The 14,242-nt window shown below is 68.2% G+C and carries 12 protein-coding genes and 1 tRNA gene; 6 read left to right on the top strand and 7 right to left on the bottom strand.

Annotated elements, in window-relative coordinates; genetic code table 11:
• Window position 1: 1 nt before the first annotated feature.
• Genes ACMGER_RS11790 through ACMGER_RS11775 form a run of 4 tightly spaced genes read left to right on the top strand, consistent with a single transcriptional unit; the run spans window position 2 to window position 4,232 of the window.
• Window positions 2–754 carry a prepilin peptidase gene (locus tag ACMGER_RS11790; protein WP_436812331.1) on the top strand — a complete coding sequence of 251 codons (753 nt, stop codon included), beginning with the start codon at window positions 2–4 and terminating at the stop codon, window positions 752–754.
• 27 nt (window positions 755–781) lie between these two features.
• Complete coding sequence (locus ACMGER_RS11785; protein WP_436812330.1) at window positions 782–2,200, top strand: coniferyl aldehyde dehydrogenase; 1,419 nt, start codon at window positions 782–784, stop codon at window positions 2,198–2,200.
• Between the two features lie 45 nt (window positions 2,201–2,245).
• Window positions 2,246–2,701: a MarR family winged helix-turn-helix transcriptional regulator gene (locus ACMGER_RS11780; RefSeq protein ID WP_436812329.1), complete on the top strand. Its 456-nt coding sequence runs from the start codon at window positions 2,246–2,248 to the stop codon at window positions 2,699–2,701.
• 55 nt (window positions 2,702–2,756) lie between these two features.
• On the top strand, window positions 2,757–4,232 hold the full coding sequence (locus ACMGER_RS11775; RefSeq protein ID WP_436812328.1) for a flavin-containing monooxygenase: 1,476 nt from the start codon (window positions 2,757–2,759) through the stop codon (window positions 4,230–4,232).
• A gap of 549 nt (window positions 4,233–4,781) precedes the next feature.
• Here the strand turns inward: ACMGER_RS11775 and ACMGER_RS11770 are convergent.
• From ACMGER_RS11770 to ACMGER_RS11750, 5 genes are all read right to left on the bottom strand, one after another.
• A complete protein-coding gene (locus ACMGER_RS11770; protein ID WP_436812327.1) occupies window positions 4,782–6,023 on the bottom strand; it encodes a flavin monoamine oxidase family protein in 1,242 nt (413 codons plus the stop codon).
• Entirely contained in the window at window positions 6,020–6,478 is a 459-nt protein-coding gene (locus ACMGER_RS11765; RefSeq protein ID WP_436812326.1) for a MaoC family dehydratase, read from the bottom strand. The genes ACMGER_RS11770 and ACMGER_RS11765 overlap by 4 nt, the downstream gene beginning before the upstream one ends.
• Complete coding sequence (locus ACMGER_RS11760) at window positions 6,478–6,945, bottom strand: GNAT family N-acetyltransferase (protein ID WP_436812325.1); 468 nt, start codon at window positions 6,943–6,945, stop codon at window positions 6,478–6,480. Before ACMGER_RS11760 ends, ACMGER_RS11765 begins: the two co-directional genes overlap by 1 nt.
• Window positions 6,946–7,060: 115 nt before the next feature.
• A complete protein-coding gene (locus ACMGER_RS11755; protein ID WP_436812324.1) occupies window positions 7,061–8,932 on the bottom strand; it encodes an acetyl/propionyl/methylcrotonyl-CoA carboxylase subunit alpha in 1,872 nt (623 codons plus the stop codon).
• 163 nt (window positions 8,933–9,095) lie between these two features.
• Window positions 9,096–9,569: a nuclear transport factor 2 family protein gene (locus ACMGER_RS11750; protein WP_436812323.1), complete on the bottom strand. Its 474-nt coding sequence runs from the start codon at window positions 9,567–9,569 to the stop codon at window positions 9,096–9,098.
• 77 nt (window positions 9,570–9,646) lie between these two features.
• On the opposite strand from ACMGER_RS11750, the gene ACMGER_RS11745 reads away from it, so the two are divergent.
• A complete protein-coding gene (locus ACMGER_RS11745; RefSeq protein WP_436812322.1) occupies window positions 9,647–10,078 on the top strand; it encodes an endonuclease domain-containing protein in 432 nt (143 codons plus the stop codon).
• A 20-nt stretch (window positions 10,079–10,098) separates the two neighbouring features.
• On the opposite strand, the gene ACMGER_RS11740 is transcribed toward ACMGER_RS11745, so the two are convergent.
• Window positions 10,099–11,739, bottom strand: coding sequence for a carboxyl transferase domain-containing protein (locus ACMGER_RS11740; protein WP_436812321.1), 1,641 nt, complete (start codon window positions 11,737–11,739; stop codon window positions 10,099–10,101).
• Window positions 11,740–11,844: 105 nt separating this feature from the next.
• Here ACMGER_RS11740 and ACMGER_RS11735 point away from each other — a divergent pair, with 105 nt between their 5' ends.
• The gene (locus ACMGER_RS11735) at window positions 11,845–13,917 is read left to right on the top strand and encodes a M13 family metallopeptidase (RefSeq protein WP_436812320.1); all 2,073 of its coding nucleotides are present in this window, start codon (window positions 11,845–11,847) and stop codon (window positions 13,915–13,917) included.
• 62 nt (window positions 13,918–13,979) lie between these two features.
• Here ACMGER_RS11735 and ACMGER_RS11730 read toward each other — a convergent pair.
• Window positions 13,980–14,055: transfer RNA gene (locus tag ACMGER_RS11730), tRNA-Thr, on the bottom strand.
• Window positions 14,056–14,242 lie beyond the last annotated feature (187 nt).

Raw genomic sequence — 14,242 nt, 5'->3', positions numbered from 1 at the left:
GATGCCCGTCGACCCGCTCTGGCCGCTGCTGCTCGGCCTTTTGGGCTCGGTGTTCGGCAGCTTCATCGCAACCGTCGCGATCCGCTGGCCGAAGGGGCGGTCGGCGCTGTGCGGGCGCTCCGAGTGCGACGGCTGCGGGCGGACGCTGACCGCGATCGAGCTGGTGCCGCTGGCCGGTTATCTCGCGCTCCGCGGCCGCTGCCGCACCTGCGGCGCACCGATCGCGCCGAGCCATCCCGTCATCGAGGCGCTCGGTGCGCTGATCGGCCTCGCCGCCGGCTTCGCCGCGCCCGGCTGGGAAGGGGCGGCGGGGGCGTTGTTCGGCTGGCTGCTGCTCGCGCTCGCCGTGATCGATCTCAGAGCCTTCTGGCTGCCCAACGAGCTGACCGCCGCCCTAGCGCTGTCGGGCGCGATCCTCGGCCAGCCGCCGCTCGCCGGCCGGTTGGTCGGCGGCGTCGCGGGATTCGCGGCGCTGTGGTTGGTCGCCGCCGGCTATCGCCGCTGGCGCGGGCGGGAGGGGCTCGGCGGAGGCGATGCCAAGCTGTTCGGCGCGATCGGTCTGTGGCTCGGCTGGCGGACGCTGCCGGCGGTGCTGCTGATCGCCTGCCTGCTGGGGCTTGCCGTAGCGCTGGTTCGCCGGATGCGCTCCACCGACCGCCTCCCGCTGGGGACACTGCTCGCAGCCGGCGCCTTCCTCGCCTGGCTGTGGCTCGCGAGCGGCCTTGCCCAAATGCCCGAAGCCTATTTACACTGAGGTCAGTAAATATTCGGAAGAGGGCCGATGACCGATCTCAAGGCGATCCTCGCGGCCCAGCGCGCCGCCTTCACCGCCGAGCTGCCGGTCGCCGTCGCCACCCGCAGCGACCGCCTGAAGCGCGCCATTGCGATGATCGCCGACCATGCCGACGCCTTCTGCGATGCGCTGAGCGAGGACTTCGGCCACCGCAGCCGCGAGCAGTCGATGATCACCGACATCGCCGCCTCGGTGATGCCGCTCCGTCATGCGCTGAAGCATGTCGAGCGCTGGTCGCGGCCGGAGCGGCGGCCGGTGCTGTTCCCGCTCGGCCTGCTCGGCGCCCGCGCCTGGGTCGAGTATCAGCCCAAGGGCGTGGTCGGCGTGATCAGCCCGTGGAATTTCCCGGTCAACCTGGTCATGGCGCCGCTCGCCGGCATCTTGGCCGCCGGCAACCGCGCGATGGTCAAGACCAGCGAATATACTCCCCGCGTCGCCACGTTGTTCGAGGAGGTCGTGCCCCGCTACTTCGCGGCCGAGGAGCTGGCATTCGTCTCCGGCGGCTCCGACGTCGGCAAGGCCTTCGCCGAGCTGCCGTTCGACCACCTCATCTTCACCGGCGCGACCGGCATCGGCCGCCACATCCTCCACGCCGCCGCCGACAATCTGACGCCGGTGACGCTGGAGCTCGGCGGCAAGTCCCCGGTGATCCTCGGCCGCTCCGCCGACGTGCGCAAGGCGGCGGAGCGGGTGGCGATGGGCAAGATGCTCAATGCGGGGCAGATCTGCCTCGCTCCCGACTATATGCTGGTGCCGAGCGAGAAGGAGGGGGAGATGGTCGACGCGCTCGCGGCCTCCGCCTCGGCGATGTACCCCACGCTGCTCGCCAATCCCGACTATACCTCGGTCATCAATGACCGGCACCACCAGCGTCTCCAGGAGTGGCTGGAGGACGCCCGCGCCAAGGGCGCCGAGCTGGTGACGGTCAATCCGGCGAACGACGACTTCGCCGCCAGCAACAGCCGCAAGATGCCGCTGACCATCGTCCGAGGCGCCACCGACGACATGACGGTGATGCAGGAGGAGATCTTCGGTCCGATCCTGCCGGTCCGCCGCTATGATAGCATCGACGACGCCATCGCCGAGGTGAACCGCCGCGATCGTCCGCTCGGCCTCTATTATTTCGGCGCGGACGCCGCGGAGCGCCGGCGGGTGCTCGACCGCACCATCTCGGGCGGTGTGACGATCGACGACGTGATCTTCCATGTCTCGATGGAGGAGCTGCCGTTCGGCGGCATCGGTCCGTCCGGCATAGGCGCCTATCATGGGCATGACGGCTTCAGGACCTTCAGCCATGCCCGCGCCGTGTTCCACCAGTCGAGGCTCGACATCGCCAAACTCGCGGGGCTCAAGCCGCCTTATGGCGCCGCCACGCGCAAGGCGATCGCCCGGCAGATGAAGGGTTGAGTGCGCCCTTGCTCTCCGCGCCGCGCTTCCGCACAGTCGGCGGATATGTCGCGCCAGCTTCGCCTCGACTCGTTCCTTCCCTACCGCCTGTCGATCGCGTCGAACCGCGTGTCGGACGCGATCGCAGAGACCTATCGCGCCCTGTTCGGCCTGCGCATCCCGGAGTGGCGGCTGGTGGCGGTGATCGCTGAAAGCGAGGGGCTTACCCAGCAGACGCTCGGCCGGGCGACGCGGATGGACAAGGTGACGGTGAGCCGCGCCGCCGCCGCGCTCGCCGAACGCGGCCTCGTCGCGCGCACACCCAATCCGGACGACCAGCGATCCCATCTGCTCGCACTCACCGCCGCCGGACGCGAGCTTTACGCCGAAGTCGCGCCCAAGGCGTTGGAGATGGAGGCGCGCATCTTCGGCAATTTCTCGGCCGAGGAGATCGCCGCGCTGAACGCGATGCTCGACCGGCTCGAACATGCGGTCGACGAGCTCGAGGACGGAGAGAGATGATCCGTCTTTCCTTGCAACCGATTTTGGAATATTCGGTACGCAGGAGAGAGATGCAATGGCCGAACATTTCGACGTGGTCGTCGTCGGCGCGGGGATTTCCGGCATCGGCGCCGGTTACTTCCTACAGTCGCGCTGCCCGGACCGCAGCTATGTGATCCTGGAGGCGCGCGAGCGGCTGGGCGGCACCTGGGACCTGTTCCGCTATCCGGGCATCCGCTCGGACTCGGACATGTTCACGCTCGGCTATTCCTTTCGCCCCTGGACCGAGTCCAAGTCGATCGCCGACGGGCCGTCGATCCTCAACTATCTGACCGAAGCCGCGCGCGACTATGGTATCGACCGGCACATCCGCTATCGGCACCGCGTGGTCAGCGCCGCGTGGTCGACCTCCGACGCCGCCTGGACGGTGGTGATCGAGCGCGGGCCGGAGAAGGAGCGGGTGGAGATCAGCTGCAACTTCCTCTTCATGTGCTCGGGCTACTACGATTATCAGCGCGCCCATGCACCCGAGTTCGCGGGATCGGAGGACTTCAAGGGGCGCATCGTCCACCCGCAGTTCTGGCCCGAGGATCTCGACTATGCCGGCAAGCGCGTGGTCGTGATCGGCAGCGGCGCGACCGCGGTGACACTGGTGCCGGAGATGGCCAAGACCGCCGGCCATGTCACCATGCTGCAGCGCTCGCCGACCTATGTCGTGTCGCGGCCGAGCGAGGACGGGATCGCCAACTGGCTGCGGCGGCGACTGCCCGCCAAGACGGCCTATGGACTCACGCGGTGGAAGAACGTGCTGCTCGGCCAGTTCTTCTACAAGCGCGCGCGGAAATATCCCGAGAAGGCCAAGGAGCGCATCCTCGGCTGGGCGCGCGCGCATCTGGGGGATGAGATCGTCGCGAAGCACTTCACGCCGCGCTACAATCCCTGGGACCAGCGGCTGTGCCTGGTGCCCGACGCCGACTTGTTCGATTCGATCAAGGCCGGCACCTCCTCGGTGGTGACGGCTCGGATCGACCGCTTCACCAAGGGCGGCATCCGCCTCGAAAGCGGCGAGGAGCTGCCCGCGGACATCATCGTCACCGCGACGGGGCTGGAGCTCCAGCTGATGAGCGGGCTCCAGCTCAGCGTCGACGGGGTCGCGGTCGATCCGGCCAAGTCGTTCCAGTACAAGGGGATGATGTTCTCCGACATCCCGAATCTGGCGTCCTCGTTCGGCTACACCAACGCGTCGTGGACGCTGAAGGCGGACCTGACCTGCGCCTATGTCTGCCGCCTGCTCAACACGATGCGGGCGCGGGGCCTCAGGCAGGCGACGCCGCGGGTGAGCGATCCCGAGCTGGCTGCGATGCCGTTCCTCGACTTCACCTCGGGCTATGTGCAGCGGGCGCTCGAACGCTTTCCGAAGCAGGGGTCGAAGGCGCCGTGGCGGCTCAAGCAGAGCTATGCGCACGACCTGATGATGCTGCGGTTCGGGTCGGTCGACGACCAAATGGAATTCTCCAATCCCGTGCCGAAGGGCGAGCGCGAGGCCGCTTAGGGTGTGTACTCAATACCGGCAATGGTCTGGATCGCGTTCGGGAGCCCGCTGGCAAGGAGCGCGGCGCAGACGCGTAGCTGAAGCTACGCGCAAGCAAGCGACGTAGCCAGCGGGCTCCCGAACGCGACCGCGCAGCGGCGGGCGGCTTTTGGCGCAGGGCGTCGTCGCTCGTCGGTCACGATGCTTCGGCATCGCTCCCTCCTCGCTCCTAGCCCTGCGCCAAAATCCGCTCCGTCCAGACCGTTGCCGGTATTGAGTACACACCCTAGGCCTCAAACATGCGGGCGTGACGTATCCCAAAGTGAAGGGAGCCGCGTTTCGTTCGTTCACTTTGCTCCACTTTCCGATTGCGCTGAAAACCCGCGGAAATCCGTCGAAGGTCACGAAAGTCATGGGTAGATGGCTTGGCTGCCACGGCCGCTTTTCTCGAAAAGAACGAATAAGGAACATTGCAGACAAGGGTGGTGTAGGAAAGTCTTTTTCGGTCGTAGATCGAACGCATTGATCGGGAATGAACCTGATCGGGAGAACGGACCACCATTGTCCGCTTCACGAGCTCGCGGCCTGGTCGAGCGCCGCCAGCGCCGCCTCCGCCGCGGCGATGCCGGTCGCCAGCGCGCCGTGGGCGGTGGAGAAGTCGGTCGGCGAGCAGGCCTCGCCGGCGAAGAAGAGGCGGCCGTCGACCGGGCTGGCGAGCACCGCACGGGCATCGGCATGGCCGGGGCAGGCATGGCTGTAGGAGCCGCCGAACCCGTCCGCCTGGCCCCAGGCCGAGCCGGCGACCAGGCGGAGGCGCCTGGCGAAGCCGCTGCCGAACAACGCCGACAGCTCGGCCGCGGCGAAGGCGGCGGCGCCGTCGAGGCCGCTCGCCTCGATCTCGCGCGCGCCTTCGCCGCCGAAGAAGCACTCGATCAGCGGGCGGCCGAACGGGCGGAGGTAGTAGCTACCGGTTTCCGGATTGCGGGGATTGCCGAGGAGATGGCTGTCCGGGTCGATCTCCTCCGCGCCGTCCAGGTGGAGGAAGACCTTATTGGCGAGGCCGAGCGGGAGCCTGGTGGCGGCTTCCGCATGGTCGTCGAGTGCGGGCGAGAAGGCGAGGGCGCCGCCGGCGATCACGTTGGTGGGGACCGTGACGATCGCGGTCCGCGCCTCGATGGCGCCGCGCGGGGTCTCGAGGCGGAGGAGCCTGCCCGCATGGTCGATGCGGGTGACCGGCGTCGCCATCGCGAGCGGCACGCGCGGCAGGCTGGCCGCCACCAGCGTGCCGTAGCCGGCGGGCAGACGCCAGTTCTGGTCGCTCGCGGCGGCGTCATAGGCGAGGTAGTCGGCGATCGAGAGCGTGCGGAGCCCGGCGCCGTTGATGTAGCCGGACAGCGCCTCGATGAAGTCGTTCCAAGCACCGTCCGGCGGCAGCGCGTCGAAGGCACGGTCGCTGGCCGGCGGGTCGTCGCGCAGGCGCTGCGCGAACGCCTCATAGGCCGCGCCGGCGGCGTCGCGTTCGGCCTGGGTGAAGCCGAGGTCGCGGTACTGCTTGCCCCAGGCGGTGGGGCCGCGGGTGACGGTGAAGCCCGCATCCTCGGCGATCGCTACCCAGGGATTGCGGTCGGCCGAATGGAGCCAGCCGCAGCCGAGATCGAGCGGCATCCCTTCCGTCGGCAAGGTCCAGGCGCGGCCGCCGACGCGGCTGCCGGCCTCGACGAGCAGCGCCGACCGGCCGCTCGCCGCCGCGCGCCGGGCGGCGCCGATCCCGGCCGCGCCCGCGCCGACGATGGCGATGTCGACCGCGCTCACACGATCTGGACGCGCGACTTGAGCAGCGCGCTCCGCAGACATTCGCACACCAGCTCGTCGCGCTGGTTGAGCATCCGGTGGCGCCAGGTGACGATGCCCTGACCGCGGCGTGACTTCGACGGGCGGGTCTCGACCACCTCGCTCTCGGCGCGGAGCGTGTCGCCGATGAACACGGGCCTGGGCATCACCAGCTTGTCGTAGCCGAGGTTGGCGACCAGCGTGCCGGCGGTAGTGTCGCCGACGGTGATGCCGACCATCAGCGCGAAGGTGAAGGTGCCGTTGACGAGGATCCGGCCGAACTCGCTCGCCCGCGCCGCCTCGGCGTCGAGGTGGAGCGGCTGGGTGTTGTGGGTCATCGTCGAGAACAGGAGATTGTCGGTCTCGGTGACCGTGCGGCGGAGTTCGTGGGCAATGGCATCGCCCACCTGCCATTCGTCGAAGAAGCGGCCGGCCATCAGCGATCCTCCGTCAGGTTCAGCTTGAAGCCGGCGTGGGTCCTTTGCCAGCCGAGTTTCTCGTAGAAGCGGTGCGCTTCCGGGCGGTTGTTCTGCGAGGTGAGCTGGACCATGCGGCAGCCGCGCTGGCGGCAGCGCTCGACCGCCCAGCGGATCATCTCGCCGCCGAGACCCTGGCCGCGCAGGTCGCCGGCGATGCGGACCGCCTCGATCTGGCCGCGCCAGGCGCCCTTGAAGGAGAGGCCGGGGAGGAAGCTCAGCTGGAGCGTGCCGACGATGCGGCCGTCCTGCTCGGCGACGATGAGCTCCTGGTTCGGGTCGGCTTCGATCGCGGCGAAGGCGGCGGTGTAGCCGGGGTCGAGCGGGAGCGAGGCGTCCTCGCGCTGCGCCCCGTTCACGTCGTCGGCGAGGAGGCCGACGATGGCGGGGAGGTCGGCGGCGGTGGCGAGGCGGAAGTGGAGGGTCATGTCGGCTCTCCACAATCCGTTCGCCCTGAGCTTGTCGAAGGGCCGTCCTTCTTCAACTCGGAGAGGAAAGAGCGGTGCTTCGACAGGCTCGGCACGAATGGGAGAGGGAGGTAGCTCATTCGGCCTTCTCTATCCGCGCCAGCATCCGGCCCTCGCTCACCTGCGCGCCCGGCTCGGCATCGAGCTCGGCGACGATGCCGTCGAAGGGAGCGACGAGGCCGTGCTCCATCTTCATCGCTTCGAGCGTGACAAGCTTCTGGCCCTTGGCGACGCGGTCGCCGGCCGTGACCTCCAGGGAAATGATCCGTCCCGGCATCGGCGCGAGGATCGCGCCGTCGGCTGCGGTGCCGGCGGTGCTTCCTTCCGTCCGATCGAGGGCGATGCCGAAGCTCTGCGCCGCTTCGGTGACGAGCGCGATATCTGGTGCTGCCATCGACACATACAGGTCGCTTTCAAGATCGTCGGGCGCGGCAATCTCGTAGCGATCGTGCCCGAAGCGCATCCGTACGGTCTTGGCGCTCGCCCCATTCAGCCGGAAGCCGGTCAGTCCAGGCCGCCACGCTTGGTCATACTGGCTGACCAGCTCATATGCCGCCTGTCGGAGCACGGCTCGGCCGGGTTTCTCGGTCACCGCAAGGTCAGCGGCGTGCTGCGCGATGAAAGCGGTGGTGACCTCCGCCTTCACGAAAGAAGGATGGGTGACGGCCTTGTAGAGGAAGCCGGCGTTGGATTTGACCGGCCACACGGCGACGCCTTCCAGCTTCTGCGCCATCAGGGCGAGGGCATTCTCCCGGCTGTCGGCGTGGGTGATGATCTTCGCGATCATCGGATCGTAGAACGGCGAGACTGTCGATCCTTGCTCGAAACCGGTCTCGATCCGGACATAATCCTCCGGAAAATGGCATTGTTCGAGCACGCCGATCGATGGCAGGAAGGTGACTGGATCCTCCGCATAGAGCCGCGCCTCGATCGCCCAGCCGTTGATCGACAGCTCTTCCTGCGCCTTCGGCAGCGGCTCGCCCGAGGCCACCCGCAGCTGCCACTCCACCAGGTCGACTCCGGTGATCTGCTCGGTCACCGGATGCTCGACCTGGAGGCGGGTGTTCATCTCCATGAACCAGATGCGGTCGGCGCGGAGGCCTTCGCCGGCGTCGGCGATGAACTCGATGGTGCCGGCGCCGACATAGTCGACCGCCTTCGCCGCACGCACCGCCGCTGCGCAGATCGTCTCGCGCGTCGCCTCGTCCATGCCGGGGGCGGGGGCTTCCTCGATCACCTTCTGATGGCGGCGCTGGAGCGAGCAGTCGCGCTCGAACAGGTGCACCACGTTGCCGTGCGTGTCGCCGAACACCTGCACTTCGATATGGCGGGGCGACAGGATGTATTTCTCGATCAGCACGCGGTCGTCGCCGAACGAGGAGGCCGCCTCGCGCCGGCAGGAGGCGAGAGCGTCGGCGAACTCCTCCGCGCGGTCGACGCGGCGCATCCCCTTGCCGCCGCCGCCGGCGACCGCCTTGATCAGCACGGGGTAGCCGATCGTATCGGCCTCCTTGCGCAGGCGTTCGGGCGACTGGTCGGCGCCGAAATAGCCGGGCGTCACCGGTACGCCGGCGGCGATCATGCGTTCCTTGGCGGCGTCCTTGAGGCCCATCGCGCGGATGCTGTCGGGCCTGGGGCCGACCCAGATCAGGCCGGCGTCGATCACGTCTCGCGCGAAGTCGGCGTTCTCCGACAGGAATCCGTAGCCCGGGTGGATCGCCTCCGCACCGGTTTCCCTGGCGGCGGCGATGATCCTGTCGCCGACGAGGTAGCTTTCGCGCGCCGGCGGGGGGCCGATGTGGACCGCCTCGTCGGCCTGGCGGACGTGGAGCGCGTGCGCATCGGCGTCCGAATAGACGGCGACGGTGCGGATGCCCATCGCCCGCGCGGTGCGGATGATGCGGCAGGCGATCTCGCCGCGATTCGCGATGAGGAGCGAGGCGATCATGCGGCGCAAAGGTTCCGAAGGTTCCGGGAAAACGACATGCCGCCGGAGGGGATGCTCGGGGTCCGCATCGGCTTGAAGGACCCGAAGCGATCGGCGCGGGACTGCATCGCGGTCGATCCTAAGCAGAAAGCGGGGATGTAGGACAGCGGAATCATCGGGGGAATCATTGGCCCTCGCAGCCGGTGGTCCGATGCGACCAGGTGACGTTCAGCACCTTCCACTGGCCGCTTTCGCGGACGAGGTCGAAGTGGTTGACGCCACAGTGGTGGACCTTGCCGTCGATAAGGAATTGATACGGCGCCCACACCATCGCGATGTCGCCGTCGATGTCGACCGCGGGGGTGCCGCTGCGCTCCTCGTAGCGCTCGGGGCCGGGCTTGATGCCGCCGGCGAATTCCGCCCAGCTGAGATGCTTGAGGCTGCGGGTGCCGTCGGGCTTCTCGACCGCCACGGTGGCGCCGCCCTCGGGACGGGTCTGGGCAAGGATCCTCGCGCCGTCGCGCGCGGCGAGGCCGGCGAACATCGCCTCGATCGGGGCGAGCACCGCGGACTCCTCCGCGCCGGGCGGGGGGAGGGGATTGGCCGGCGGGAGCCTGGTCGGGGTGGTCTGGGCGAGGAGGAGGGCGGCGAGGATCATGGAGATTCCTTTCGAATCCTCCCCGAGCTTGTCTCGGGGAGGGGGACCATGCGAAGCATGGTGGAAGGGCCTGGGCCATGCTGAAGGATATTGCGCCGAAGGCGAGACAAGGTGGGGTGAAACGTGCCCGCACGCTGCGGCGAACGATGTCGCTGCCGGAGGTGCTGCTTTGGACGGCGCTGCGTTCGCGGCCGCATGGACTCAAGTTCCGCAAGCAGCATCCCAGCGGACCCTACACACTTGATTTCTATTGCAGCGATGCGCGGCTGGTGATCGAGGTGGACGGGGAAGCGCACTCGCGGGGGGATCGGCCGATTCGGGATGTGCGCCGCGATGCTTGGCTCGCAGAGTACGGCATCGCGACATTGCGGGTTCCCGCTGCAAATATTCTCGATGACTTGGACGCTGTCTTGCGCGGCGTCATTGCCGCAGCGCGATCGCGCTTGCCCCTCCACCATCCGGCTGTGCCGGATGGTCCCCCTCCCCGAGACAAGCTCGGGGAGGATTGAAGGAGCGCTATCCTCCTCCATCACATCCGGAACACGCCGAACCGCGGTGCCTCGGGGATCGGGGCGTTGAGCGTCGCGGCGAAGGCCAGGCCCAGCACGTCGCGGGTCTGGGCGGGGTCGATGATGCCGTCGTCCCACAGGCGCGCGGTCGCGTGCCAGGGGTTGCCTTCGTCCTCATAGCGCTGGCGGATCGGAGCCTTGAAGGCTTCGGCCTGCTCCTCGGTCCAGGTCTCGGCGTCGCGGTGGACGGTCGCGAGAACCGACGCGGCCTGCTCGCCGCCCATCACGCTGATGTGGCTGTTGGGCCAGGTGAACAGGAAGCGCGGGGAATAGGCGCGGCCGCACATGCCGTAGTTGCCGGCGCCGAAGCTGCCGCCGATCAGGACGGTGATCTTCGGCACGCTCGCGGTGGCGACGGCGGTGACCAGCTTTGCGCCATGTTTGGCAATGCCTTCCGCCTCGTACTTTCCGCCGACCATGAAGCCCGAGATGTTCTGGAGGAACAGCAGCGGCACGCGGCGCTGGCAGGCGAGCTCGATGAAATGCGCGCCCTTGACCGCGCTTTCGCTGAACAGGACGCCGTTGTTGGCGAGGATCGCGACCGGGATGCCCCAGATATGGGCGAAGCCGCAGACCAGGCTGCTGCCGTAGAGCGGCTTGAACTCGTGGAACTCGGAGGCGTCGACCAGTCGCGCGATCACCTCATGCACGTCATAGGGCGCGCGCACGTCGGTTGGAATGACGCCGTAGAGCTCCTCGGCGGGATATTTGGGCGGGCGCGGCTCCCGCAGTGCTCCGGCGTAGGCCGGAGCGTTGGCGGCCAGGGCTCCGGCCTGCGCCGGAGCACAGGGGAAGCCCAGATGGCTCACGATGTCCCTCACGATGGTGAGCGCGTGCTCGTCGTTCTCCGCGACATGGTCGACCACGCCGGACCTGCGGCCGTGGGTCTCGGCGCCGCCCAGCTCCTCGGCGGAGATCACCTCGCCGGTGGCGGCCTTCACCAGCGGCGGGCCGGCGAGGAAGATCGTGCCCTGGCCGCGCACGATCACCGTTTCGTCCGACATGGCGGGGACATAGGCACCGCCGGCGGTGCAGCTCCCCATCACGCAGGCGAGCTGCGGGATGCCCTTCGCCGACATGTTGGCCTGGTTGAAGAAGATGCGGCCGAAATGATCGCGGTCGGGGAACACCTCGGCCTGGTGGGGCAGGTTGGCGCCGCCCGAATCGACGAGGTAGACGCAGGGAAGGCGGTTCTGCTCGGCGATCTCCTGGGCGCGCAGGTGCTTCTTGACCGTCATCGGGTAATAGGTGCCGCCCTTCACCGTGGCGTCGTTGCAGACGATCATCACCTGCCGGCCCGAGACGCGGCCGATGCCGGCGATCATGCCGGCGCCGGGGACCTCACCCTCGTACATGTCGCAGGCGGCGAGCTGGCCGATCTCGAGGAACGGCGAGCCGGGATCGAGCAGCCGCTCGACGCGGTCGCGGGGGAGGAGCTTGCCGCGCGCGGTATGGCGCTCGCGGGCCTGCTCGCTGCCGCCGAGCGCGGCCTTGGCAACGTCGGCGCGCAGCCGCTCGACCAGCGCGCGATTGTGCGCGGCATTGGTGCGGAACTGATCGCTGTCGGGGGAGAGGCGGGTGTCGAGAACGGGTGCGCTCATGCGCCGAGGTGCTAGCCGCGCCCGAGCGTTAAGGGAAGGTGGCTGGCGATGTGTCCCGCGCCGGTGTAGCCAAGCGCAATCCTGATCGCGGAGGGGATTCCTCAGATGAAGCGTCTTGCCCTTGTCACTGCGCTGCTGCTCGCCAGCACCGCGTGCAACTCGTCCGACACCACCAGCAACGCCAGCGTCACCGCCGTCGGAACGCTCGCCGGCGTCGACCAGTCGGCGATCGACAAGAATGTGAAGCCCGGCGACGATTTCGACGCCTATGCCAACGGTGCGTGGCGCGCGAAGGCGGAGATTCCGGCCGACCGCTCGTCGACCGGCGCGTTCCTCGACGTGATCAAGGTCGCCGAGCAGCGCAATGCCGACCTCATCAAGAGCATCGGCGACGCCAATCCGGCCGCCGGCACCAACGAGCGCAAGATCGCGGACTATTATGCCGCCTTCATGGACACCGCGGGAATCGAGAAGCGCGGCATCGCGCCGCTCAAGCCCGAGCTCGATGCGATCGCGGGGGTCGGCGACGTGAAGGCGCTGTCGTCGCTGCTCGGCTCGCGGATGCGCGCGGACACCGATCCGCTCAACGCGACCAATTTCGCGACCGAGAACCTGTTCGGCCTGTTCGTGACGCAGGACCTCAACGAGCCGACCCGTACCGTGCCCTATCTGATGCAGGGCGGGCTGGGGCTGCCGGACCGCGACTATTACCTGTCGCCGAAGCCCGAGATGGCGGAGATCCGCGCTGCCTATAAGGGCTATGTCGCCAGGATGCTGGGCCTGGCCGGCGTGCCCGACGCGGCGGCGAAGGCGGACACGATCTTCGCGCTGGAGATGAAGATCGCGGCGGCGCACGCCGACATCCCGACCAGCCAGGATGCGCACAAGGCCAACAATCCCTGGAAGCGCGCCGACTTCGCCGGCAAGGCGCCGGGGATCGACTGGGATGCTTACTGGGCAGCGGCTGGGCTTCCCGGCCAGCAGGACTTCATCGCCTGGCAGCCGGCAGCGATCGCCAAGCTGTCGGCGCTGGTGAAGAGCGAGCCGCTCGACGCCTGGAAGGACTGGCTGACCTTCCACGCGATCAGCACCGCCGCCGCGACGCTGCCCAAGGCGTTCGATCAGGCGCGCTTCGACTTCTATGGCAAGACGCTCTACGGCACGCCGCAGCAGCGCCCGCGCGACAAGCGTGCGATCGTGGCGGTCAACAACGACCTCGGCGACGCGGTCGGCCAGCTCTACGTCGCCAAATATTTCCCTGCCTCGTCGCGGACCGAGATCGAGGGGATGGTCAGGAACATCGTCGCCGCCTTCGACAAGCGCGTGGCGGCGCTCGACTGGATGGCGGACACGACCAAGGCCGAGGCGCGGCGCAAGCTCCAGGTGCTGAAGGTCGGCATCGGCTATCCCGACAAATGGCGCGACTATTCGGCGCTGGAGATCCGCGCCGACGATGCGCTCGGCAACGCCCGCCGCGCCGAGCTCGCCGAATATCGCCACCAGATCGCCAAGATCGGCAAGCCCGTCGATCGCGGGGAATGGTGGATGACGCCGCAGACGGTGAACGCGATCAACCTGCCGCTGCAGAACGCGCTCAACTTCCCCGCCGCGATCCTGGAGCCGCCGTTCTTCGACCCCAGGTTCGACGCCGCCACCAACTACGGCTCGATCGGCGCGACGATCGGGCACGAGATCAGCCACAGCTTCGACAATTTGGGCGCCGATTTCGATTCGAGCGGCAAGCTCCACAATTGGTGGACGCCGGCCGACCTCGCGCGGTTCGAGAAGGCGGGGGCGGCGCTGGTGGCGCAGTACGACGCCTATGAGGCGCTGCCGGGGCTGCACCTCAACGGCAAGCAGGAGCTGGGCGAGAACATCGCCGACGTCGCCGGCCTGACCGCGGCGTACGAGGCCTATCGCGCTTCGCTCGGCGGCAAGGAGGCGCCGGTGATCGATGGCCTGACCGGCGACCAGCGCTTCTTCCTCGCCTTCGCGCAGAGCTGGCGAACCAAGGTGCGCGAGAGGGCGCTGCGCGCCGCGATCGCGACCGACGTCCACGCGCCGGCGCAATGGCGCGTGCAGACGGTACGCAACCTCGATGCGTGGTACCCGGCGTTCAACGTGCAGCCGGGGCAGAAGCTGTATCTGGCGCCGGACAAGCGCGTGAAGGTGTGGTGAAGGTTATCGGTCCTCCCCGAGCTCGCTCGGGGAGGTGACCGTCGCGGCAGGGACGGTGGAGGTGGTGCCGGTTGCAGGATTCGAACCCGCGACCTTCGGTTTACAAAACCGCTGCTCTACCAGCTGAGCTAAACCGGCAATCACGCCAGATCCGCGGAAATCCGCGGGTGGCGCTTGTGATCGCGTGGGATAGCCCGGTCAAGTCGATTTTGGGGGCGAAATCCGGGAGCAATTGAGCGCGCGACCTTATTGGAATGAACAGCGCTCTGTCGGCACTCGCTGCCGCAAAGGTGTGCAGCGGGTCGATGTCGCCGCCGGCGGCGCT

The organism is Sphingomonas astragali (assembly GCF_051400615.1).
Classification (GTDB): Bacteria; Pseudomonadota; Alphaproteobacteria; order Sphingomonadales; family Sphingomonadaceae; genus Sphingomonas.
This window is presented reverse-complemented; position numbering and strand designations above follow the sequence as displayed.

What these genes read in the sequence shown, in the direction of transcription:
- ACMGER_RS11790 (WP_436812331.1), top strand. Translation starts at nt 2, where the DNA reads ATGCCCGTCGACCCGCTCTGGCCGCTGCTGCTCGGCCTTTTGGGCTCG.
- ACMGER_RS11785 (WP_436812330.1), top strand. Translation starts at nt 782, where the DNA reads ATGACCGATCTCAAGGCGATCCTCGCGGCCCAGCGCGCCGCCTTCACC.
- ACMGER_RS11780 (WP_436812329.1), top strand. Translation starts at nt 2,246, where the DNA reads ATGTCGCGCCAGCTTCGCCTCGACTCGTTCCTTCCCTACCGCCTGTCG.
- ACMGER_RS11775 (WP_436812328.1), top strand. Translation starts at nt 2,757, where the DNA reads ATGGCCGAACATTTCGACGTGGTCGTCGTCGGCGCGGGGATTTCCGGC.
- ACMGER_RS11765 (WP_436812326.1), bottom strand. Translation starts at nt 6,478, where the DNA reads ATGGCCGGCCGCTTCTTCGACGAATGGCAGGTGGGCGATGCCATTGCC.
- ACMGER_RS11760 (WP_436812325.1), bottom strand. Translation starts at nt 6,945, where the DNA reads ATGACCCTCCACTTCCGCCTCGCCACCGCCGCCGACCTCCCCGCCATC.
- ACMGER_RS11755 (WP_436812324.1), bottom strand. Translation starts at nt 8,932, where the DNA reads ATGATCGCCTCGCTCCTCATCGCGAATCGCGGCGAGATCGCCTGCCGC.
- ACMGER_RS11750 (WP_436812323.1), bottom strand. Translation starts at nt 9,569, where the DNA reads ATGATCCTCGCCGCCCTCCTCCTCGCCCAGACCACCCCGACCAGGCTC.
- ACMGER_RS11745 (WP_436812322.1), top strand. Translation starts at nt 9,647, where the DNA reads ATGCTGAAGGATATTGCGCCGAAGGCGAGACAAGGTGGGGTGAAACGT.
- ACMGER_RS11740 (WP_436812321.1), bottom strand. Translation starts at nt 11,739, where the DNA reads ATGAGCGCACCCGTTCTCGACACCCGCCTCTCCCCCGACAGCGATCAG.
- ACMGER_RS11735 (WP_436812320.1), top strand. Translation starts at nt 11,845, where the DNA reads ATGAAGCGTCTTGCCCTTGTCACTGCGCTGCTGCTCGCCAGCACCGCG.